The 22,424-nt window shown below is 62.7% G+C and carries 21 protein-coding genes; 11 read left to right on the forward strand and 10 right to left on the reverse strand.

All coding sequences use genetic code 11. The features are described 5' to 3' along the window. The first annotated feature begins 98 nt into the window (after positions 1–98). The 5 genes from JQ611_RS15105 (at position 99) to JQ611_RS15125 (ending at position 5,998) form a co-directional block, all read left to right on the forward strand. Positions 99–1,628 (forward strand): M81 family metallopeptidase, encoded by a 1,530-nt coding sequence (locus tag JQ611_RS15105; RefSeq protein WP_212465874.1) that lies wholly within the window; start codon positions 99–101, stop codon positions 1,626–1,628. 6 nt (positions 1,629–1,634) lie between these two features. Further along, on the forward strand, positions 1,635–2,798 hold the full coding sequence (locus tag JQ611_RS15110) for a M20 aminoacylase family protein (protein WP_212465875.1): 1,164 nt from the start codon (positions 1,635–1,637) through the stop codon (positions 2,796–2,798). 6 nt (positions 2,799–2,804) lie between these two features. Continuing rightward, the gene (locus tag JQ611_RS15115) at positions 2,805–4,226 is read left to right on the forward strand and encodes an amidase (protein WP_212465876.1); all 1,422 of its coding nucleotides are present in this window, start codon (positions 2,805–2,807) and stop codon (positions 4,224–4,226) included. A gap of 129 nt (positions 4,227–4,355) precedes the next feature. Continuing rightward, positions 4,356–5,246 carry a crotonase/enoyl-CoA hydratase family protein gene (locus tag JQ611_RS15120; protein WP_212465877.1) on the forward strand — a complete coding sequence of 297 codons (891 nt, stop codon included), beginning with the start codon at positions 4,356–4,358 and terminating at the stop codon, positions 5,244–5,246. A gap of 86 nt (positions 5,247–5,332) precedes the next feature. Beyond that, a complete protein-coding gene (locus JQ611_RS15125; RefSeq protein WP_212465878.1) occupies positions 5,333–5,998 on the forward strand; it encodes a triacylglycerol lipase in 666 nt (221 codons plus the stop codon). A gap of 160 nt (positions 5,999–6,158) precedes the next feature. Here the strand turns inward: JQ611_RS15125 and JQ611_RS15130 are convergent, their stop codons facing one another. The 3 genes from JQ611_RS15130 to JQ611_RS15140 form a co-directional block, all read right to left on the reverse strand. After that, positions 6,159–7,133: an NADPH:quinone oxidoreductase family protein gene (locus tag JQ611_RS15130; protein WP_212465879.1), complete on the reverse strand. Its 975-nt coding sequence runs from the start codon at positions 7,131–7,133 to the stop codon at positions 6,159–6,161. Then, on the reverse strand, positions 7,133–7,753 hold the full coding sequence (locus JQ611_RS15135; protein WP_212465880.1) for a 2-hydroxychromene-2-carboxylate isomerase: 621 nt from the start codon (positions 7,751–7,753) through the stop codon (positions 7,133–7,135). Before JQ611_RS15135 ends, JQ611_RS15130 begins: the two co-directional genes overlap by 1 nt. Before the next feature lie 135 nt (positions 7,754–7,888). After that, positions 7,889–9,142, reverse strand: a complete 1,254-nt coding sequence (locus JQ611_RS15140; RefSeq protein WP_212465881.1) for a hypothetical protein — start codon at positions 9,140–9,142, stop codon at positions 7,889–7,891. A gap of 62 nt (positions 9,143–9,204) precedes the next feature. On the opposite strand from JQ611_RS15140, the gene JQ611_RS15145 reads away from it, so the two are divergent. Beyond that, positions 9,205–9,435 carry a hypothetical protein gene (locus JQ611_RS15145; RefSeq protein WP_212465882.1) on the forward strand — a complete coding sequence of 77 codons (231 nt, stop codon included), beginning with the start codon at positions 9,205–9,207 and terminating at the stop codon, positions 9,433–9,435. 75 nt (positions 9,436–9,510) lie between these two features. Here the strand turns inward: JQ611_RS15145 and JQ611_RS15150 are convergent, their stop codons facing one another. Further along, a complete protein-coding gene (locus JQ611_RS15150) occupies positions 9,511–10,206 on the reverse strand; it encodes a glutathione S-transferase N-terminal domain-containing protein (protein WP_212465883.1) in 696 nt (231 codons plus the stop codon). Positions 10,207–10,326: 120 nt separating this feature from the next. On the opposite strand from JQ611_RS15150, the gene JQ611_RS15155 reads away from it, so the two are divergent. Next, complete coding sequence (locus JQ611_RS15155) at positions 10,327–11,349, forward strand: methionine synthase (RefSeq protein WP_212465884.1); 1,023 nt, start codon at positions 10,327–10,329, stop codon at positions 11,347–11,349. 122 nt (positions 11,350–11,471) lie between these two features. On the opposite strand, the gene JQ611_RS15160 is transcribed toward JQ611_RS15155, so the two are convergent. The 4 genes from JQ611_RS15160 to JQ611_RS15175 form a co-directional block, all read right to left on the reverse strand. After that, complete coding sequence (locus tag JQ611_RS15160; protein WP_212465885.1) at positions 11,472–12,098, reverse strand: hypothetical protein; 627 nt, start codon at positions 12,096–12,098, stop codon at positions 11,472–11,474. Positions 12,099–12,228: 130 nt separating this feature from the next. Beyond that, positions 12,229–12,741, reverse strand: a complete 513-nt coding sequence (gene gpt / locus JQ611_RS15165) for a xanthine phosphoribosyltransferase (protein WP_212265872.1) — start codon at positions 12,739–12,741, stop codon at positions 12,229–12,231. A 40-nt stretch (positions 12,742–12,781) separates the two neighbouring features. Beyond that, on the reverse strand, positions 12,782–13,108 hold the full coding sequence (locus JQ611_RS15170; RefSeq protein ID WP_212465936.1) for a GNAT family N-acetyltransferase: 327 nt from the start codon (positions 13,106–13,108) through the stop codon (positions 12,782–12,784). A gap of 143 nt (positions 13,109–13,251) precedes the next feature. Next, complete coding sequence (locus JQ611_RS15175) at positions 13,252–13,989, reverse strand: molybdopterin-binding protein (RefSeq protein ID WP_211996254.1); 738 nt, start codon at positions 13,987–13,989, stop codon at positions 13,252–13,254. A gap of 222 nt (positions 13,990–14,211) precedes the next feature. Between JQ611_RS15175 and JQ611_RS15180 the strand changes: the two genes are divergently transcribed. The 3 genes from JQ611_RS15180 to JQ611_RS15190 all read left to right on the forward strand — a co-directional run bounded on the left by JQ611_RS15180 (position 14,212) and on the right by JQ611_RS15190 (position 17,526). Next, the gene (locus JQ611_RS15180; RefSeq protein ID WP_192734058.1) at positions 14,212–15,630 is read left to right on the forward strand and encodes a circularly permuted type 2 ATP-grasp protein; all 1,419 of its coding nucleotides are present in this window, start codon (positions 14,212–14,214) and stop codon (positions 15,628–15,630) included. Between the two features lie 2 nt (positions 15,631–15,632). Next, positions 15,633–16,577: an alpha-E domain-containing protein gene (locus tag JQ611_RS15185; protein ID WP_212265874.1), complete on the forward strand. Its 945-nt coding sequence runs from the start codon at positions 15,633–15,635 to the stop codon at positions 16,575–16,577. 109 nt (positions 16,578–16,686) lie between these two features. Beyond that, positions 16,687–17,526, forward strand: a complete 840-nt coding sequence (locus JQ611_RS15190) for a transglutaminase family protein (RefSeq protein ID WP_212265875.1) — start codon at positions 16,687–16,689, stop codon at positions 17,524–17,526. Positions 17,527–17,718: 192 nt separating this feature from the next. Here JQ611_RS15190 and JQ611_RS15195 read toward each other — a convergent pair whose 3' ends face one another. Continuing rightward, positions 17,719–19,332: an ABC transporter substrate-binding protein gene (locus tag JQ611_RS15195; RefSeq protein WP_312010910.1), complete on the reverse strand. Its 1,614-nt coding sequence runs from the start codon at positions 19,330–19,332 to the stop codon at positions 17,719–17,721. Positions 19,333–19,430: 98 nt separating this feature from the next. Here JQ611_RS15195 and JQ611_RS15200 point away from each other — a divergent pair, with 98 nt between their 5' ends. Then, positions 19,431–20,435: an AI-2E family transporter gene (locus JQ611_RS15200; RefSeq protein WP_212265876.1), complete on the forward strand. Its 1,005-nt coding sequence runs from the start codon at positions 19,431–19,433 to the stop codon at positions 20,433–20,435. 13 nt (positions 20,436–20,448) lie between these two features. Here the strand turns inward: JQ611_RS15200 and JQ611_RS15205 are convergent, their stop codons facing one another. Then, positions 20,449–22,227: a metallophosphoesterase gene (locus JQ611_RS15205; protein ID WP_212465886.1), complete on the reverse strand. Its 1,779-nt coding sequence runs from the start codon at positions 22,225–22,227 to the stop codon at positions 20,449–20,451. Between the last annotated feature and the right edge of the window lie 197 nt (positions 22,228–22,424).

Below are 22,424 nucleotides of genomic sequence, written 5' to 3' on the forward strand. Positions count from 1 at the left end.
GCATGGGGCGGCATGCAAAACGGAATTGCTCCACGGCTTGCGCTTGGCGCAATGACACGCTTAACGTCCCCCAACGAGTGCACCGGTGAGAAAACTTGATGACCCGCATTGCCGTTGGTGCCTTTCTGCACGAGACCAACACGTTCGCGCCGACCAAGGCAACCTATGACGATTTCGTTCATGGTGGCGGCTGGCCGTCGATGGCGCATGGCGCCGACGTGCTCAAGGTGATGCGCAAGGTCAATATCGGCCTTGCCGGCTTTGTCGAAGCCGCCGAGGCCAATGGCTGGGAGCTGGTGCCGACGATCTCGGCGGCCGCTGTTCCATCAGCCCATGTCACCAAGGATGCCTTCGAACGCATCATGAAGGAAATGGTCGACGGCATCGCGAGCGCGGGGCCGATCGATGCCGTCTATCTCGACCTGCACGGCGCCATGGTCACCGAGCATTACGACGACGGCGAAGGCGAAACGCTTGCCCGGGTGCGCAAGGTGATCGGCAAGGACCTGCCGCTGGTCGTCAGCCTCGACCTCCATGCCAACGTCTCGCCCGAGATGATGGAACATGCGGACGCGCTCATCGCCTACCGCACCTACCCGCACGTCGACATGGCCGACACCGGCCGGGCCTGCGCAAAGCATCTGGCGCTGATGCTCAAGACGAAGGCGCGCTACGCAAAAGCCTTCCGGCAATTGCCGTTCCTGATTCCGATCAGCTGGCAATGCACCAACGACCAGCCGACCAAGGGCATTTATGAAAAACTGGCGGCGATGGAGAGCGCTTCAGTTCCGACGCTGTCATTCGCGCCCGGATTTCCGGCCGCCGATTTCAGGGATTGTGGTCCCAGCGTATTCGCCTACGGCGCGACGCAGACCGATGCGGATGCAGCCGCCGACAAACTGGTAGCGCTGATCGAGAGCCATGAGGACGATTTCGACGGCCGCATCTATTCGCCCGACGATGGCGTGCGGCACGCCATGGAGCTGGCGAAGAACGCCAGCAAGCCGATCGTCATCGCCGACACCCAGGACAATCCCGGCGCCGGCGGCGATTCCGACACGACAGGCATGCTGCGTGCGCTGGTCCGCAACAAGGCGATGCGAGCGGCGACCGGCGTGATCTATGATCCGGAGTCAGCCAGGGCCGCGCATGCCGCGGGCGTCGGCGCCACCGTGACGCTGTCGCTCGGCGGCAAGTCCGGCATCCCGGGCGACGCGCCGTATCAGGAAACGTTCGTCGTCGAAAAACTGTCGGACGGCAAGTTCGTGGCGTCCGGCCCCTATTATGGCGGCCGCGACATGGACATGGGACCGTCGGCGTGCCTGCGCATCGGCGATGTCCGTGTAGTCGTAAGTTCCTACAAGGCGCAGCTCGCCGACCAGGCGATGTACCGCTATGTCGGGATTGAGCCGACCGAACAGGCGATCCTGGTCAACAAGAGTTCGGTGCACTTCCGCGCCGACTTTGAGCCGATCGCCGAAAAACTCCTGATCTGCGCCGCGCCCGGCGCGATGCCGGCCGATACCGCCACCCTGCCCTGGACGCGGCTGCGTCCGGGTATCCGCATCAAGCCGAACGGCCCTGCTTTTGCTAGTCCAGCCAAATCTCGTTCAACCGTAACCGGATAAACAGACATGCCCACCATCGAACGCATCGACGGCTATGCCGAAGAACTCACCGCGATCAGGCGCGATCTTCATGCGCATCCCGAGATCGGCTTCGAGGAGGTCCGCACCTCAGGCATCGTCGCCGACAAGCTGACGCAATGGGGCATCGAGGTGCATCGCGGCCTTGGCGGCACCGGCGTCGTCGGCGTGCTCAAGGGCAAGGGCAACAGCGGCATGAAGATCGGCCTGCGCGCCGACATGGACGCTCTGCCGATGGAAGAGAACACCAATCTGCGCTGGCGCTCGACCATTCCCGGCCGCTTCCACGGCTGCGGCCATGACGGCCACACCACCATGCTGCTCGGCACCGCGCGCTATCTCGCCGAGACCAGGAATTTCGACGGCACCGTGCATTTCATCTTCCAGCCCGCCGAAGAAGGTCTCGGTGGCGCTCGCGCCATGATCAAGGACGGCCTGTTCCAGAAATTTCCCTGCGACGAGGTCTACGGCCTGCACAATGCGCCTGACCTGAACCATGGCGAGATCGCGATCCTGCCGGGCCCGGCGATGGCGGGCGCCGATTTCTTCGACATCACGATCGACGGCTACGGCGCCCATGGCGCGATGCCGGAACGCTCCAAGGATGCCGTGATCATCGCGACCACGCTGGCGCAGGCGCTGCAGACCGTCGTCAGCCGCAACGTCCCTCCGCATCACCCTGCGGTGCTGTCGATCACGCAGATCCATGCCGGCTCGGCCTACAACGTCATTCCCGGCCAGGCCAAGCTGTGCGGCACCGTCCGCGCTTTCGATGACGGCGTGCGCGCACTGATCCGCGAGCGCATGCGCGCGATCTGCGCCGGCATCGCTGCGGCGTTCCAGTGCGAGATCACTGCCGACATCCGCGACACCTTCAGCGTGCTGGTGAACCAGGAAGAGCAGTCGCGGATCGTTGAGGCGGTGGCGCGTACGGTGGTCGACCCGGACAAGGTGATCACCCGCACCGAGCCGAAAATGGGCAGCGAGGATTTCGCCGACATGATGCAGGCGGTGCCCGGCGCCTATTTCTGGGTCGGCCATGAAGGCTCGGTGCCGGTGCACAATCCCGGTTACGTCCTCGACGACAAGATACTGCCGATCGGCGCCAGCATGTTCGCGCGCATCATCGAGACCCGTATGCCAGTAGGTTAGATGCCCATGCATAAAACCAAAAAAGAAGAAGAGGTCACGTCGCTGCACGATCTCAGCGCCGTCGACCTTCTCGCCGGCTATCGCGCCAAGCAGTTCTCGCCGTCGGAAGTGCTGGAGGAAGTCCTGGCGCATGTGGCGGCGTGGGAGCCGCACATCAAGGCGCTCTATCTGCTCGATCCCGAAGGCGCGCGCGCCGTCGCCAAAGCCTCGACCGAACGCTGGCAGAAGGGCGAGCCGGTCGGCACGCTCGACGGCGTGCCGGTGACGATCAAGGACAATATCGCGACCAAGGACCAGCCGGTGCCGCTCGGCGCTGCCAGCGTCAAGCTGGTGCCCTCACCGAAGGACGCGCCGCCGGCCGCACGGCTGCGCGAAGCCGGCTCCATCATCTTCTCCAAAACGACGATGCCGGATTACGGCATGCTGTCGTCGGGCCTTTCGAGCTTCCATCCCCTCACCCGCAATCCCTGGGACCTCAGCAAGAACCCCGGCGGATCCTCTTCCGGCGCCGGCGCCACCGGCGCGGCCGGTTACGGTCCGCTGCATCTCGGAACGGATATCGGCGGCTCTGTGCGGCTGCCGGCCTGCTGGTGCGGCCTGGTCGGGCTGAAGCCCAGCCTCGGGCGCGTTCCGATGGAGCCGTTCTATGTCGGCCGCGTCGCGGGGCCGATGACCCGCACCGTCGACGATGCGGCGCTGATGATGAGCGTGCTGTCGCGGCCGGACCGGCGCGACGGCATGAGCCTGCCCGCGCATGAGATCAACTGGAAGGGGCTCGACAAATCGCCGCGCAAAGTGCGGATCGGGTTGATGCTCGATGCCGGCACCGGCCAGCCGCTGGAGAAGGAAGTGCGCGAGGTCGCAGTCAAGGCCGCCAAGGCGTTCGAATCCGCCGGCGCGGTCGTTACCGAAATCGACGGCATATTGACGCGTGAGATGCTCGACGGGATCGACAATTTCTTTCGCGCGCGAAGCTGGGACGATATTTCCAGGCTGACGCCGGAGGAGCGCGCCAAGACGTTGCCTTACATCCTTCAATGGGCAGAGGCCGGCGCGAAGCTCTCAGGCCTTGATGTCATCCGGGGCTTCAACGCCACCATGGCGATCCGCACCGCCGCGGCAAAGCTGTTCTGCGATCTCGATTACGTAGTTTCTCCGGTGTCGCCGGTGGTGAACTTCCCGGCCGAGTTCGCCTCCCCGGTCAATGATCCCACGAAACCGTTCGAGCACATCGCCTATACCGTGCCGTGGAATATGTCGGAGAACCCGGCGGTCTCGATCAATGGCGGCTACGACAAGAAGGGCTTTCCGATCGGCGTGCAGATCGTCGGCCGGCGTTTCGACGATCTCGGCGTGCTCGGCATGGCCAAGGCGTTCGAGGGCCTGCGCGGCCCGCAAAAGCCGTGGCCGGCCCCGCCGAAGAAGTAGTTTTCTCCGTCATTCCGGGGCGTTGCGCAGCAACGAGCCCGGAATCTCGAGATTCCGGGTTCGCCGCTTTGCGACGCCCCGGAATGACGGGTACAAATCACCAAACAAAGATACAGCAGAGGAAACCCCATGGCGTACGAGACCATCAAGTACGAGGTCGCCGAGCAGATTCTCACCATCACCTTGAACCGGCCCGACAAGCTCAACGCCTTCAACGGCACCATGCAGCAGGAATTGATCGACGCCTTCGACGCGGCCGACAAGGACGACAATGTCAGGGCCATCATCGTGACCGGTGCCGGTCGCGGCTTCTGCGCCGGCGCTGATCTTTCTTCCGGCGCCAATACGTTCGATCGCGACGCGCGGCGCGGGCCGGTGAAGCGGCTTGCGGATGGCACTGTCGATTACAGCGATCCGCAGGTGCGCGACGGCGGCGGACAGGTGACGCTGCGCATCTTCAAATGCTTAAAACCCGTGATCGCGGCGGTGAATGGTCCCGCGGTCGGCATTGGCGTCACCATGCAGCTCGCGATGGATATCCGCATCGCTTCTGAAGCCGCGCGCTTCGGCTTTGTGTTCTCCCAGCGCGGCATCGTGCCCGAGGCCGCCTCGAGCTGGTTCCTGCCGCGCCTTGTCGGCATCGCCCAGGCACTGGAATGGTGCTACACCGGCCGCGTATTCCCGGCGCAGGAAGCGCTCGCCGGCCGCCTCGTCAGCAAGGTGGTGCCGCCGGATGATTTGCTGCCGACCGCCCGCGCGCTCGCCAAGGAAATCGCCGCCAAGACAGCACCAGTTTCGGTGGCGCTGATCCGCCAGATGATGTGGCGCATGATGGGCGCCGACGATCCGATGGAAGCCCACAAGGTCGACAGCCGCGGCATCTACGCCCGCGGCCGTTCGGACGATGTGAAGGAAGGCGTGGTTTCGTTTTTGGAAAAGCGCCCCGCGCAATTCAAGAACAAGGTTTCAACGGACATGCCCGACTATTACCCGTGGTGGGACGAGCGGGAATATAAGTGACGGCGAAGCCGTCATCCCGGGATGGTGCGTTAGCACCAGACCCGGGATCTCGAGATTCCGGGTCTGGTCCTTCGGACCATCCCGGAATGACAGATCGCGAAATAACTGATGTTCAAGACGGCGTCGTCCTGCTGCACGGCATCAGCAGGACGGCCCTGTCATTCCGGAAAATGCAGACCGCGCTCGAGGCCGCCGATTTCGCCACTCTGAACATCGACTATCCCAGCCGCCATCACGCGCTCGAAGCGCTGGCTGAGCACATCCACCCCGCCGTCACACGGTTAGCCGATGGGATCACAGGCCAGCTTCATTTCGTCAGCCATTCGATGGGCGGCCTGCTCGTGCGCGTCTACCTTTCCAGATATCGGCCTGAGCGTCTCGGCCGCGTCGTGATGCTCGGCACGCCCAATGGCGGCAGCGAGATCGCCGATCGCCTGAGGAACAATTCGCTCTATCGCGCCTGGTTCGGGCCCGCCGGCGTGCAACTCGTGACAAGGCGCGATGCAGCAACCGGCGCGCTGTTTCCACCGGTCGATTATCCCGTCGGCATCATCGCGGGAAACAAGTCGATCGATCCGACATCCTCATTGTTCCTGCCGAAGCCGCATGACGGCAGGGTATCGGTGGAGAATACCAAACTCGACGGGATGGCCGATCATGTTGTGATCGGCACGTCGCATCCCTGGCTGCCCGGGAATCGTGTGGCGATTGCGCAGACCATTGCGTTTCTGAGGGAAGGGAAATTTCACTAAGTGGGCGGCAGAACTAGCGAGGCGCAACTCTCTCCACGTCGTCCCGGCCTTGAGCCGGGACCCATAGCCACCGGCTTTAGTTTTGCGAACAGCGTCTGCCGTTTTGCTTCCTCGATAGATCACGGGGTATGGGTCCCGGCTCAAGGCCGGGACGACAAGGTCACCTCATCGTCAGCGCAACGCGGCCGATTGCCTTGCGATCGATCAACAGCCGCATCGCTTGGGCGTAGTCTTCCAGCGGCAGGCGGTGCGAAATGTTGGGGCGGATTTTTCCGGCTTCGGCCCACTCCGTCAGCGCCTTGATCCTGACCTCGCCGAGAACAGGATTTTTCCGCACCGCCTCGCCGGCGCGCACGCCGAGCACGCTCGCGCCCTTGATCATCAAGAGATTGGTTTTGGCGAGCCCGATGCCGCCGGTGAACCCGATGATCAAGAGCCGTGCGCCCCAGTTGATGCAGCGCATCGAGTTCTCGAACACCTCGCCGCCGACGGGGTCAAACACGACATCCGCGCCGCGCCCGTCGGTGATGCGCTTGACCGCGTCGCGAAACGGTTCCTGGTCGTAGCGCACCAGATGTTCGGCGCCCCTCGCTTTGGCGATCGCAAGTTTTTCGTCGCTCGAGGCCGTCGCGATCACGGTGGCCCCCAGCATCTTGCCGATCTCGACCGCAGCCAGGCCGACGCCGCCGCCGGCGCCATGCACGAGCAGCACTTCACCCGGCTGAATCTGCCCGCGATCGATCAGCGCGTGGTACGCCGTGCCGTGGCCGGCCAGAAAGGTCGCGCCTTCCGCATAGTCGAAGGTCGATGGCAGCGGCACGAGTTGCGACGGCGTGGCCACGGCCTCGTCGCAATAGGCGCCGTGGCGCATCTTGACGATCACCTTGTCGCCGATCGTTACGCCTGCGGCCTCGTTGACCTCGACGACGTCGCCCGCGGCTTCGACACCCGGCGTGAACGGCAATGGCGGCTTGAGCTGGTATTGACCTGCGGCCATCAAAACATCGGGAAAATTGATCCCGGCGGCGCGGATCGCGACACGCACCTGCCCTGGCGCCAGCGGTGCCGATTCGAACGTTTCGAGACGCAGGCTCTCGGGCGGACCCAGCTCGCGGCAGACGACGGCTTTCGGCATCAGGCAGCCTTCTCTTGCAGGCGCAGCACGGCTTCGCGGATCAGCGGCATACGGTCGTTGCCAAAGTACATGTCGGTCTTGCCAACGAAGATGGTCGGCGAACCAAAGCCGCCGCGCGCCATTACTTCGTCGGTGTTGGCCTTGAGCTGATCCTTGATCGCCTGCTCGCCAATGCCGGCAAAGAACTTGACGTGATCGACGCCGACGCTCTTGCAGACTTCCGTCAATACCGAATCCTGCGAAATGTCCTTGTCGCCGCCCCAATAGGTCTCGAACACGGCGCGCGCGAATGGCACCATGTGCTTTTCAGATTCTTTGCCCAGCCAGATGCAGCCGCGCATCGCCTTGACGCTGTTCACCGGAAACACCGTCGGCGGCATCTTGATCGCAAGCCCCGCCGAGCGCGCCCAGTCGTCAAGATCCTTTTTCATGTAGCGCGCCTTCAGCGGCACCGGCGTCTCGCGCTGGGCGTAAACGCTGGGATTGACCGTGTTGAAGATGCCGCCGACCAGGATCGGCCGCCACGAAATCTCGACACCGAGCTCTTTGGCAAGTGGCTGGATGTTATGGAAGGCGAGATAGGTCCAGGGACTGGAACAGTCGAAGAAGAATTCGATCATGGCGTTTCCTTTTGTGGACGCCTGCATTCGCCGCGGCGCCTTTGGTCGCGGCGTTTATAGTATTAAAAATCAGACTTTGGAATTGGAGCCGCCTCCGATGGACGGCCGATCCGACACCGGTTCGGCCGGCGCCGGCTAGCCCCGCACCTTCAGCGCGGTGGCGAGAAATTCGCTGACCTTGACGTCGATATCGCCCGAGCTCACGCTGTTCGGGCCGCGATACCAGCCGGAGGACGTCAGCAATGGCAGCGCGGCCGGACCGGGATTAAAGGCCTGGTACCAGATCGCAATCAGATCATCACGCGATGAACTGACGAATCTGAGTTCGAGTGGACCGCCGGCGGCGGAATAGATTTGCCGCGCTTTCGCAAAGCTGCTCGACTGACCGACCTTGAGCAGCAGGTATTCGTCAGGCAGGCTCGCCACCGATGTCTGTCGCTCGGCGTTGGGTCGGGGATTGCGCTCGAATTGAACCAGCTCGCGGCCATAGGCACCCTTTGCGACCGTGCGTTCGATGGCAGGCACCTTCCAGACGCCGCGGATTCCCTCCGTATGCCGGGATTCGAACACGATCGTAGCCGGCACACGCGGCGCAGGTTTGGTCGGAATGGTCGCGATTTCAGCGGCTTCGCGCCGATGGTCCTGGTTTGCCGTCCAATGGGCGTAACCCCAGTGCACGAAGGGCAATAACGCCAACCCGAGCACCGCGAACGAAACGGGTGTTCGTCTCGTGGCGACGAGCCACGCACCCAGGATCAGAAAAAAATAGACCGCCAGCGTTGGAAGCACCATCGAGCTCAGATTGGCGACCAGAGTCAGCGGCACCAACATCGGAGCATCCTTGCCGATGATGACAACGCAGACGACGAGCGTGGGCACAAGAGCAAACAGCAACAGAAGCCCGACCGGCACCGGCGGGTAGGAAGCGGCGGCGCTCGTGGGGGCCAGCGATTCAGCAACATGATCCGGCGGTTCGCGGTATTGCCAGACGATCCAGGCGAGAACGGCGGCAAGGGCTACCATTGCATATGGCATGGCCCATTCGACGTTACGCAGCATCCGAGCAATCTGTATTACCCCGGGCTGCATGCCGACAAATGCGACGGTGAGTGTAAGCGCAGTATTGACCGCGACCAGCACCCCCAGCGCAAAGGCCGCCAAGCCCATCGCTCCAAACGGATTCGCGGTTTCATCGCGATAGCGCGACGGCAATACGCACAGGATCGCGATACAATAAAGCCCGAGAAGCGCGGTGCGCGGAAAAGTCTGAAACAGTACGCCTGACGAGAATGCGAAGGACCAGGGCGCACCCGCATAGACGAAGAATGTATAATTGGCCGTGAACAACAACGGGATGAAAACTCCGAGCGCACCGGGCAAGCGCGGCATCACGAGTCCGGCAGACGGATATTCCGATCAGCGAAAAGACGAACAGGATGTATGCGAGTGGCTTGAACGCCATTGATGCGACAAGCCCGACCGCGCCGCAGGCGCCGCCGACCCTCGCGCAGCCGGACAGCGATGCCACGCTCGCCAGCAAAAACGGGAAAGCCACGATGCTGGCGATAAACAGCGCTATTCTGAGCGCCGCCGCGCGGAGAAACTTTCCACGATCAATGCAGCCATCGAATTTGAACATCAGGCAGCCCCTTTTGGAAAGCACCGTAGGGGCAGCGGATTAAGTCGCGACTAAGCGGGAACGTCAGATTTCAGCATTCGATTAACAAATATGCAACCTTTCGTTGCGCACTTGAGCTTCACTTCGAAAGCTCCTTCGCCTTCGCGCCGAACATGTTCCTGCGCGCCTCCTCATCGAACGGTTCTTTGACGAACTTGCCGATCGCCAATCCCGCCTGCACCTGCGGCCGGGCGCGCACGACGGCGTACCAGCGCTTGATGTTGGGATAATCGTCGAGCGTAAAGCCCTGTGCCTTGTGGGTCATGGTCCAGGGGAAGCAGGCGATGTCGGCGATCGAATATTCGCCCGCGATATAGGCCCCAGTCTTGCCCAGTTGGGTGTCGAGCACCCGGTAAAGCCGCGCCGCCTCATCACGGTAGCGCTCGATCGCGTATGGGATCTTTTCCTGCGCATAAAGCGCGAAATGCCCGTGCTGGCCGAGCATCGGCCCGAGCCCACTCATTTGCCACATCACCCACTGCACCGCGTGAGAGCGGCCGCGCACGTCTGTGGGCAAGAAGCGGCCGGTCTTTTCCGCCAGATAAATCAGGATCGCGCCGGTCTCGAACACCGAGAACGGCGCGCCGCCGTCGGCCGGCGCATGGTCGACGATGGCCGGAATGCGGTTGTTGGGACTGATCGTGAGGAATTCCGGCTTGAATTGCTCGCCGGCGCGGATGTTGACCGGGATCACGGCATAGGGAAGCCCGAGTTCCTCCAGCATGATCGAGATTTTCCAGCCATTCGGCGTCGGCGCGTAATGCAGGTCGATCATGGCTCCCCCAGCCTCCGGGATTTTCGAATTATTCCCGGTAATGGCGACTTTTGTTGTTCTGTACTGACATCATAAGACATGGCAGACAGGCGCTCAATCAGAACCACCCGGGAGGCTCCCATGCTGTTTCCAACGACGATCGCAGGCTCACTTCCGAAGCCGGAATGGCTGGCCGAGCCGAACACGCTATGGGCGCCCTGGAAATCCAAGGGCGATGAACTCGCCCGCGCCAAGCGCGACGCCACCATGCTGGCGGTGAAGCTGCAGGAGGATTCCGGCATCGATATCGTCACCGAGGGCGAGCAGGCCCGCCAGCATTTCGTCCACGGCTTTCTGGAAAAGGTCGACGGCATCGACTTCGCCCACAAGGTCGAGATGGGTATCCGCAAGGATCGCTACAAGGCGATGGTGCCGCAGGTGGTGGCGCCGCTGACGCTGAAAGGCCGCGTCCACGCCGATGAGGCCCGCGTCGCCCGCGCCCATACCGGACGCAAGCTGAAATTCACCTTGCCCGGCCCGATGACCATCATCGACACGGTGGCCGACGGCCATTATGGCGACCGTGTCAAGATGGCGTTCGCCTTTGCCGAATTGTTGAACGAGGAAGCGCGGGCGCTGCAAGCCGACGGCGTCGATATCATCCAGTTCGACGAGCCCGCCTTCAACGTGTTCATGGACGAGGTTTCGGATTGGGGCATCAAGGCGCTGGAGCGCGCCGCGCAGGGCCTGACCTGCGCCACCGCCGTGCACATCTGCTACGGCTACGGCATCAAGGCCAACACCGACTGGAAGGAAACGCTGGGCAACGAGTGGCGGCAGTACGAGGAGATTTTCCCGGCGATCGCCAAAAGCTCGATCCAGCAGGTCGCGATCGAATGCCGCAATTCCAAGGTGCCGCTCGACTTGCTGGCGCTGCTCTCCGGCAAGATCGTCCAGGCCGGCGTGATCGACGTCGCCAACGACACGGTCGAAACCCCCGAAGATGTCGTCAAGGTGATCGAGGCCGTGTCGAAATTCGTGCCGAAGGCCAACATCGTCGCGACCACCAATTGCGGCATGGCGCCGATGCGCCGGGATATCGCGGAGGCGAAGCTGGCGGCGCTGGGGGCCGGGGCAAAGCTGGCAAGGGAGCGGTTGGGGTAATCGTTGCTCCCCACCGCCGTCATGGCCGGGCTTGACCCGGCCATCCACGTCTTGCTTTAGCTATCGAAGAAAGACGTGGATGCCCGGCACAAGACCGGGCATGACGAAGGATAGAGTCCGGCTCAATCCTTCAATTCACCCGCACTCGGATGCAACACCGGCCGATACCCAGCGCTGATCGCACGCAGCGTCGACGGCGGCGTCAGGAGCATCGCGTCTTCGATCGCATGGCCCGCCTGTCGATAGCCCGCCATCGACCATTGCAGCGCCCTGCCCCGCACGATCAGAAAACTCTCCGCCCCCGCCTGCACCATGGCGCCATCGGGCAGCTTCTCCACGGGCATCGGCAGCGGATGCAGCCGCTTCCGACTTTTATCCAACCGCTCGCGATGCAGCACGGCATCGATATCGCGCGCGAGGACATTGGCGACACCATTACCCTCTTCCCACGCCGCGCGAAAACGGTTGGCGTCGTCGCGGCGGCAGAAGAAACAGGGGCGATGGCCGGCCGCGAACGCGGTCGCTTCATCGAGGAAGAACAGTTCGGTCCAGCTGCGCGTGCCCATCACCTTGCGTCGCCATCCCCTGAACTCGCAGACACAGGTGATCCACGCCGGGCTCGCCCAGCGCTTTTTCAGCAGCGTTTTCGTTGCGGGATGATGGATGATGCCGCGGTTGCCGGTGAACAGGCCGCGGTGCGGATCGGCGACGATGTCGCCTGAGGGCGTGACGCGGTTTTGCAGCGGCATGGACGGCTCGATCGTTGGCCGCACCCCAAGCCGTGGGGCTCGTCATTCCGGGATGGTGCGCAGCACCAGACCCGGAATCTCGAGATTCCGGGTTCGCGCTTACGCACGCCCCGGAATGACGGCGAGAGTGTTACCCCGCGCCGTCGCGGATCGGCGGCTGGAACGACAGCGCGGTGTCCCAGGGAAAGTGAATCCAGGTGTCCTGCGACACTTCGGTAATGAAAGTATCCACCAGCGGCTTGCCCTGCGGCTTGGCGTAAACAGCCGCGAAATGCGCCTCCGGCATCATCGATCGCACCAGCCGCCCGGTCTTGCCGGTATCGACGAGGTCGTCGACGATCAACAGCCCCTTGCCGGTACCGCCGCCGAGTTTGGCCACATCAGCCGAAACGCCCTTGAGAGCCTTCAGGTCGCCCTGTCTGGTGTGGTCATAGCTGGCAATGCAGACGGTATCGATGATGCGAATGCCGAGTTCGCGCGCAACGATGGCGGCCGGCACCAGCCCACCACGGGTAATCGCAATGATGGCATGAAACGGCCCGACCTCATTGAGTCGCCAGGTCAGCGCCCGGCAATCCCGGTGGAATTGATCCCACGACACCGGAAAGGCCTTCTCCGGCGGAGTGACTTTTTCACTGGTCATGACTTCGCTCCAAAACGATTGGCCACCTTGATCTCCTCAACTATAGCGACTTTGCCATCTCGCTGGTCGCCGACCAGCCCAGTTGCGCGTAGAGCGGCCGTCCCATCTTGGTGGCGTGCAGTATCGCGAACGCCACGCCTCGGCTGGCGAATTCCTGGTCCGCCCGGTCCATCAGCGCCTTGGCAATTCCCCGTTTGCGATGCGACGGCTCGACAAACACATTGAGCACGTAGCCGCGCCTGTCCTGCGTCGGATGGGAGGGGCCCGGCGGCCACTCGATGGTCATCAGCCCGATTCCTGCGATAGGCTTGCCGTGTTCCTCGACGATATAGCCGAAATACGATCCGTCACCGAGGTGCTTGGCCAGCTAGGGTCGAAAATGCGCGGTCTGACTCTCCAAAATCGCTTCGGTCCTGCCCGGCGCGTCGGATTCGCGGAACATCTGTTCGCGGTGCCGGCACACCAGTTCGAGATCGTCTGATCGGATTGGCCTGGTCGAAATCATCGGTGCTATCGCGGCGTGTTCAAACCCGCCAGCATCTCCTTCACCGCAGCCATCGCGGCGGCGAGCTTGTCGGGATCGCGCGAGCGGACCACAAGATTGGTGTTCGGCTTCTTGTCTTCGTCCTGGAACGGATAGCTGCCGATGATGGTGTCGGGATGGGCACTCGCGATCGCGCGCAAGGGGCCGCCGATGTCGCCTTCCCGCGCATTCGCCCGGACCGAATCCGACAGCATCCGCACGCCCGATTTCAGCTTCGGTGCGACGATGTCCATCATCGCCTGCATGATCGTGGGAATACCGGCCATCACGATGACATTGCCGAGCTTGAAGCCGGGGGCCAGGATGGTGGCGCTCTGGATCAGTTCGGCGCCATCGGGGACACGGGCCATGCGCAAGCGCGCCTCGTTCAGATCCTGTTCGGTCCAGCGCTCGCGGAATCGGGCCACCACTTCGGGGTGATGATCGATGCCGACGCCGAACGCCTTGGCGACGCTGTCGGCAGTGATGTCGTCATGGGTCGGCCCGATGCCACCGGTGGTAAAGACGTAATCGTAGCGCTTTCGCAGTGCATCAAGGGCGGCGATGATGTCGGCCTCCTCGTCGGCAACGACGCGGACTTCCTTGAGGTCGATCCCGATATTGGTCAGGTACTCGGCGATAAAGCCGATGTTCTTGTCCTTGGTCCGGCCGGACAGGATCTCGTCACCAATGACCAGAATACCCGCTGTGACGATCTCACTCATTTCCAATCCTCGTCTTATCCCCTGACCTTGCGCATCCAACGCATTGAAGTCACGGGGCTTTGCTGCCGAAATAAGCACCCGGCAGCCGATTTTTGAGGCAGCACGGGGAAACAACCCCATACCAAATGCCCCAGCCCATGCATATCGCGCTGGCCCGGCCCTTGCTACCATCCCGTGAAGTCATGCACTGTGTCGCATGGCTTCGAAAGATAGTCAGGATTTATGGCAGTCGCGTTTGATGAAATGAATGGCCCCGGCGGGGACCTCCGGCCCGCCTACCAGGAACTCTCCCGCTGGTTGAAGGAGACGCCTCCGGACGCCCTTGAATATCGCCGCCAGGAAGCGGAGCTGTTGTTCCGCCGGATCGGCATCACCTTCGCCGTTTATGGCGACGCCGAAGCCCAGGAACGGCTGATCCCCTTCGACGTGATCCCCCGGATCATGTCGGCCAAGGAATGGACGCTGCTGGAAAAGGGCCTGAAGCAGCGGGTCCGCGCCCTCAACATGTTCCTGCGCGACATCTATCACGGCCGCGACATCCTGCGCGCCAACATCATCCCCGACGACCTGATCTTCCAGAATCCGGTATTCCGTCCCGAAATGAACGGCCAGGACGTCCCCCATGACGTCTACGTCCATATCGCCGGGATCGATATCGTCCGGGTCGACGCCGACAATTTCATCGTACTGGAGGACAATGCGCGGACCCCGTCCGGCGTGTCCTACATGCTGGAAAACCGCGAAATCATGATGCGGCTGTTTCCGGACCTGTTCGCCCGCCACCGCGTCGCACCGGTGGAGAAGTACCCCGACGAACTGCTGTCGGCGCTGCGCTCGGTGGCGCCGCTCTCCGCTTCCGCCGAGCCTGTGGTCGCGCTGATGACGCCCGGCGTCTACAATTCAGCCTATTACGAGCACTCGTTCCTGGCCGACAAGCTCGGCATCGAGCTGGTCGAGGGCCGCGACCTCATCGTCAAGAACGACGAGGTGTTCATGCGCACCACCGAGGGCCTCAAACGCGTCGATGTGATCTACCGCCGCGTCGACGACGACTTCCTGGATCCCCTGACCTTCCGCCCGGATTCCGCGCTCGGCGTGCCCGGGCTGATGTCGGCCTATGCGGCCGGCAACGTCACGCTGGCCAACGCGGTCGGCACCGGCATCGCCGACGACAAGGCGGTTTATTCCTACATGCCTGACATCGTGAAATTCTATCTCGGCGAAGAGCCGATCCTGAAGAACGTGCCGACCTGGCGCTGCCGCGAGCCGAAGGACCTCGCCTACGTGCTCGACAATCTCGGCGATCTCGTGGTCAAGGAAGTGCACGGCTCGGGCGGCTACGGCATGCTGATCGGCCCCGCCGCCACCAAGGCGACCATCGAGGCGTTCCGCGACAAGCTCAAGCGCGAGCCGGAGGGTTTTATCGCGCAGCCGACGCTGGCGCTGTCGACCTGCCCAACCTGCACCGCGTCGGGCCTCGCGCCGCGCCATGTCGACCTCCGGCCGTTCGTGCTGACCGGGCGCGATCACGTCACCATCGTGCCGGGCGGGCTGACCCGCGTGGCGCTGAAGGAAGGCTCCCTGGTGGTCAATTCGAGCCAGGGCGGCGGCACCAAGGACACCTGGATTCTGGACGAATAGAGATGCTGTCGCGCACCGCCGAAAACCTGTACTGGCTGGCCCGCTATGTCGAGCGCGCGGAATATCTCGCGCGCACCATCGACGCGACCTTGCGCGTGACCGCCCTTCCCGCCGCCTATATCGGCAAGACCAATGAATGGGATTCCGCGCTGTTGACCGCCGGCGTCAGCGCCAGCTTCTACGAGGCCTATCAGGAAGCCAACGAACAGAACGTCGTCGAGTACCTGGCGTTCTCGCCGTCCAACCCCTCCTCGATCAAGAATTGCATCGAGGCCGCCCGGCTCAATTCCCGCTCGGTGCGCACGGCACTGACGAGTGAGATGTGGGACACCATCAACTCGGCCTGGATCGAGCTGCAGGAGGTCTGGGGTAAAGGCACGTCGAGCCGGGAAGAGCTGGCGAGATTCCTGCGCTTCGTGCAGGAGACCTCGCTGCGCTTCGACGGTTCCGCTTACCGGACCATGCTGCGCAACGACGCCTACTGGTTCTCGCGTCTCGGGCTGCATCTGGAGCGCGCCGACAACACCGCCCGCATTCTCGACGTGAAATATCACGTGCTGCTGCCCGAGGAGGAACATGTCGGCGGTCCGCTGGATTATTACCAGTGGACCTCGATCCTGCGCTCGGTGTCGGCGCTGACGGCCTATCACTGGGTCTACCGCGAGACGCTGAAACCCTGGCTGATCGCTGATTTGCTGATCCTCAACGACACGCTGCCGCGCTCGCTGGCGAGCTGCTACAGCAATCTGGTGCGGAACCTCGACCAGATCGGCGTCGCCTATGGCCGCCAGGGCGCCTCCCAGCGCCACGCCCGCGGCGTCCGCAACCGGCTTGAACACAGCCATATGGACGATATCTTCCAGCATGGCGTCCATGAATTCATCCAGGAATTCATTGCGGACAACGCTCGGCTGGGTGAGATCATCACCAAGCAGTATCTGATATGATGTACGTCATTCCGGGATGGTCCGAAGGACCAGACCCGGAATCTCGAGATTCCGGGTTCGATGCTGCGCATCACCCCGGAATGACAACGCAGAAAAGTAACGGTCTGCCATGCGCCTGCGAATTGCCCATACCACCAGCTATCGCTACGAGCCCCCCGCCTCTGGCGTGATCCAGATCCTGCGGATGACGCCCGGCAGCCATGACGGGCAGTATGTCGCCGAGTGGCAGATCGACGTTTCTACCGATTCCCGGCTCGACATGCACCAGGACGCGTTCGGCAATGTCACGCATGTACTGACTCACGGGCCGCTCGCCGACCTCACCATCAATGTCGAGGGCCTGATCGAGACCCACGACACCGGCGGCGTGCTGCGCGGCACCGACGAGCGTTTCCCGCCAAGCCTGTTCCTGCGCCCCACCGCGCTCACCGAAGTGAATCCGGCGATGGCGACCTTTGCCCGCGAGATGCGCTCCGAATCGGGCGACGACGTGCTCGGCTTCCTGCATGCGCTGATGGTGCAGATCAACGAGCACATGACGTTCGACGAGGATCCGACCAACAGCGGCACCTCGGCGGCGGAGGCCTTCGCTTTGAAGCGCGGCGTGTGCCAGGACTACGCGCATATCTTCATCGCCTGCGCGCGCTCGGGCGGCGTGCCGGCGCGGTTTGTCTCCGGGCATTTCCTGCGCTCCGACGGCACCGTCAACCAGCAGGCCGGCCATGCCTGGGCGGAAGCTTTCGTGCCTGATCTCGGCTGGGTCGGCTTCGACGCCGCCAACGGCATCTGCACGACGGACGCCCACGCCCGCATCGCCATCGGGCTGGATTATCTCGGCGCGGCCCCCGTCCGCGGCACCCGCTATGGCGGCGGCAACGAGACGCTGACGGTCGCGGTCAAGGTAGAACAGGCCGGCGGCCGGTCGGGGCAGTGGCAGAGCCAGTCGTGAGGGGCTCCGTCATTCCGGGATGGTGCGCAAGCACCAGACCCGGAATCTCGAGATGGTTGCGCGAGATTCCGGGCTCGTCGCTTCGCGCCGCCCCGGAATGACGACTGAAGTTGTCGCTCGAGATCCCGGGTTCGCGCTAAGCGCGCCCTCAGATGCGCAATTGCGCATCGGGGGATGACGGCCTTTCGGCCGTCACTTATCCAGCCACACATCCTCGAACCGCAGATTATTATACTGACTATTGTCGTGCGGCTTGAAGTTCTTCACATGAGGCTGCCAGCAATTGCCGGCCGATGAGTGCAGGATGATCGGGCGTGCGGCGTCGTCGACCAGGATGCGCTCGATATCCCAGACGATCTTCCTGCGCTTTTCCTTGTCGAGTTCGCGCGACTGTGCCGCCAGCAGCTTGTCGACCTCGGCATTGCAGTACTGGGTATAGTTGCGCTCGGACTTGCATGAATAGTTCTCGACGATGTTGCCGTCGGGATCGTCGACGCTGACGCCGGTAACGTTCAATCCGATCGTAAAATCCTTCTTCGCCAGCCGCGCATACCATCGCGGCGTATCGAGGATGTCGAGTTCGCCGACGATGTAAATCTTCTTGAGCTGGTCGGCCAGGATCACCGCGGGATCGCGATAGGTCGGCAGGTTCCGGGTCTGGATCTTGATCGGCAGCGGTTTGGCGTCGCTGTAGCCGAGCTTCTGCATGATCGCCTGCGCTTCCGCGACGTTCCTGGCGATGTCAGGGCCATAGCCCATGAGCGATGACACCATTTCCGGAGACATGCCCCATTCGCCCTCGGGCTTTGCCAGCATCGCCCCGCCCAGCCGCGCGTTGCCTTCCATCAGGATGGTGTTGAAGGCCTTGCGATCGAGCGCCAGCGACATCGCCTTGCGAATGTCGGGATTGTCGAACGGCGGGTTGACGCGATTGACCAGCAAATTGATCTGGGTTCCGGTGCCGGTCATCTCGCAGATCGCGTTCGGCGCCCGCGCCTTGATGTCCTTCAGCAGGGGAACGCTGACATCGGAGGGAAAGGTGATGTCGTAGTCGCCGGTCGCGAATGCCAGCATCCGCGTGGCGCGGTTGTCGATCGTCCGCACCGTGATTTCATCGAGATAGGGCCGATCCTTCTTGAAGTAATCCGGATTGCGCACGACGTGCATGGATTCGCCGCGCTTGAATTCGACGAACTTGAATGGCCCGGTGCCGATCGGCTTGGTCCGCATCACAGCTTGCGGCACGTGGCAGGGATAGACGGCTGAAAAAGCGCTCGCCAGCAGCACCGGCAGGCTCGGCTGCGGCTCGCTCAGTTCGAACGTCGCCTCATGGTCGCCATTGATGCTGACGTCCTGCAGCTTGGTGTACCAGACCTTGCGCGGGTTGCGCCTGAAATCCTGCGTTTCGGTCTTGCCGATCAGCATTCGCCAGGTGCACTGCACGTCTTTCGCCGTGAAGGGTTGGCCGTCGTGCCACTTCACGCCCTGCCGCAGCTTGAAGGTCAGCTTGGTGTTGGTCGCGTCCCAGGACCAGCTTTCGGCCAGATCAGGGATCACGGTCTCCATGCTCTCATGCGGTTTGGCCGGATCGAACACCACGAGATTATTGAACACCGCCGCAAACGGCAGCACCGAGGCGATGGTCGCTTCTTCCAGGAGTGACGTCGAGGGCGGATTGTCGTTGTGATAGAGCCGCAGCGTGCCGCCCTTCTTCTGGGCGATTGCGGGGCTTGCAGCGCACAGCGCGATGCAAAGCAGTGCCAGGGGAGCGAATTTCCATCTGACGGACAACCGGTTGGCGCGCACTTTGGCCTCCCAAAAGATTTTGTTTTTCTATAGAACTACCACCGGTCGAGCGCAACGTTACGCGGGTGATTATCCCAGAGTAAGGTAGCTGGCGTCGCATGAAGATCGCGGTCGGGATCATCGCAGCGGTTCTGTTGGCGGCCGCTGCCAAGGAAGCAAGCGCAGTGTTCGCGCCGCTGGCGCTGGCGCTCTTTATCATCGCAATCGTCTGGCCGCTGCAGAGCCGGCTGCAGGCGAAAATGCCGAAATTGCTGGCATTAGCCGTCACCATCGTCGTCACGATCGTGGTCTGTCTCGCTTTCGCCTCGCTCGCGGCCTGGGGCTTCGGGCGGGTCGGACGATCACTGATGGCCGATACGGTGCGCTATCAGGCGCTTTATGGCGCCATGGTGACGTGGCTCGACGGCCATGGCGTCTCGGTCGCCGGCCTGTGGGCCGAGCATTTTAACGTCGCGTGGCTGATGCGCGCAACGCAACTCGTCACCGGCCGCGTCAACACCACACTCAGCTTCTGGGTGATTGCACTTGTCTATGTTGTGCTGGGACTTCTGGAGGTAGAGGACGCCAGACGAAGGATCGAGACGCTCGGCAAGCCTGAGGTTGCGCGCGTGCTGCTGGACGGCAGTGCGGCGACCGCGGCCAAATTCCGGAAATACCTCCTGGTTCGGACGCAGATGAGCGCCATCACCGGCCTGCTCGTCGGTCTGTTCGCCTGGATCACCGGACTGCCGTTCGCGCTCGAGTGGGGCGTGATCGCCTTTGCGCTCAATTACATCCCCTTCATCGGGCCCTTCATCGCAACGCTGTTTCCCACCTTGCTGGCGATGACACAATTCGAGAGCTGGCAAGCCGTTCTTGCCGTGTTCGTTTGCCTCAACATCATCCAGTTTGTGGTCGGCAGTTATATTGAGCCGCGCGTTGCCGGCAGCATGCTTTCGATCTCGCCTCTGGTTGTGTTGTTCGCGATCTTTTTCTGGACTTTTCAGTGGGGCTTGTTCGGAACCTTCATCGGCGTACCGATCGCGCTCGCTATCCTCACCTTCTGTGCCCAGCATCCGTCGAGCCGCTGGATAGCCGATCTGCTCGGCGGATCGAAGCAATAGGGGGTGACAAACGCTAGCTACCGCTCTCGCCGGCGATCTCGACGCACTGCGGCGGGAGCAAACAGAGCCGCCCGTTCGAACCGGCGGCCAGCGTATGGATCAGAAACTGCGTCGGTTCGGCGTCAGGGCCACCCATGACAGGCGACGGAGCTGAGATGATCTTCAGCGTACCGCAGGCGCCGATCCAGTCGATGTGGCGATGGCCGTGCATGACCACGGCCCGCTTCGCGAAAGGCCTGAGTTTGCGGACAAACCAGCTGCCGTTGACCAGCGCGGTTCCAATCCGTTCGGAAAAATTCGTAACCGGCATTGGATATTCTATCAGATGATGATGCAGCGCGACGATCCATTGCGCTTTCGGGAAACGACCCAGCGCCGCCGCGAGCCGGCGCATCTGTTCAACGGAGACCAATCCGAGCGCGTTGGTGAAGGAAAAATGCGTATCGGCGTTGGAATTCAGGATCAGGACGCCTAATCCGTCTTCCCGATCGGGTGGCAACAGCATCGGAAACAGGTCGTCGAACAGCCCGACCAGTCCGGCGGCGCGGCGCAAGCCGCCGCGTTCGGCGAATGCCGCGATCCGCTGGCGATACGGCGCCAGCGCCTCGTTGAGCGTCGCTGCCGGCTTTCCCGCGTCGTCGACGACATACACACGTTCCCCCTGCACGGTTGCGATGGCCGACAACGTCCGCATCTGCCGCAGCCGCTTGCCGGGGCTGAACGGCAAATCGAGCCGGGCCGGATTGGCACGGTCGACGATGTTCAGATCGTGATTGCCGGGCAACATGACCATGAGAGCCGCGAGATCACGATGCAGCGCCACGACGTCGAGGAATTCGGCCCATTCCGTCGCGCGGCCGGCATCGGTCATGTCGCCGGTCACAAGGATGAGATCGAGCGGGTCAGCGGCGTGGATCGCCGCAAGACGCGCCATGAGGCGCGTAAAGCGCTGGTTTCCGCGCGGGCCGCCACGTCCGCTCTCGATGCGGAAACCATATCGCTCGCCAATCACGTGAAGGTCCGAAAGATGCGCGACACGCCAGGTCCGGCAACCGGACGGCGCGTCGTCGAATCCGGGAAGATCGAGCGGCTGATCCATTCTGGCATCCGCAAAGCCCCAGACCAGCGACGCGAACGCGAGATAACCCGATACCAGTATGACCGCATTGGCCAAAGTCGGAACGATCAGCCGATGCAGAAGCACAAGGTCCGACACCGAACCGATCCACCGCGAGAAGGGCCAAACGAAAATCGCGACTGCCGCCGCACACAGGCAGAGCACAATGCCGGCGCCAGCGGAGCTCGTCGCACGCAGCCGTGCCCGCCCTGCCGCGTCAGCGTTCCTGCCGAACACCAGTTCCACCAGGTGCCGCAGCGCTTCGCGCCCAAACGCATAGCCGGGCTGGACGGCGAGCGCATTGAGCGACCAGAAATTTGTCTCAGCGGCCCGAAACAATGGTCGCCATCCGAACCATCCAAGCGCGATGACCGTGACCAGCAGCAGCGACGCGCCGATCCCGGTCAGTTCCAGAACATGTTCGGACAAGGATGAGAACCATGCCGTCGCGATCAGCGGCGCGAGCCCGAGCAGCACCGCCGGCAACAGCAGCGAGACGGTCCAGGCAAACAGCAGTTTCGGCAGGCTGATTTCAACCAGCAGACTGCCGGCGATCGCCAGCAGCGATCTCTGTCCGGGACTGGAGGCATCGTCCTCGATATCGCCCTGGCGCGGATCGACAAGCAACCGGCCTTGAGCGGCTGTTGAATCAGGCTCCGCGGTCGGCCTCGTCATGATCAGGGCCCGCATTTTACGTCCGCAGCAGGATCGATTGCTCTCCGACCGACGCTATCAGTCTTTCGGTGGAATGCCAGCAGCGCATCCGCTCACCCGGGGCCGCGACCTTGCTTCTGAACACACTCATTTTGTTCGCCAGCCTTCCTCTGCGCCAGCCTTCGGATATGCAATTCGTGCCACCGGATAGCGTAATT

It is taken from the genome of Bradyrhizobium sp. AUGA SZCCT0182, assembly GCF_018130185.1.
In the GTDB taxonomy this organism is placed as follows: Bacteria; Pseudomonadota; Alphaproteobacteria; order Rhizobiales; family Xanthobacteraceae; genus Bradyrhizobium.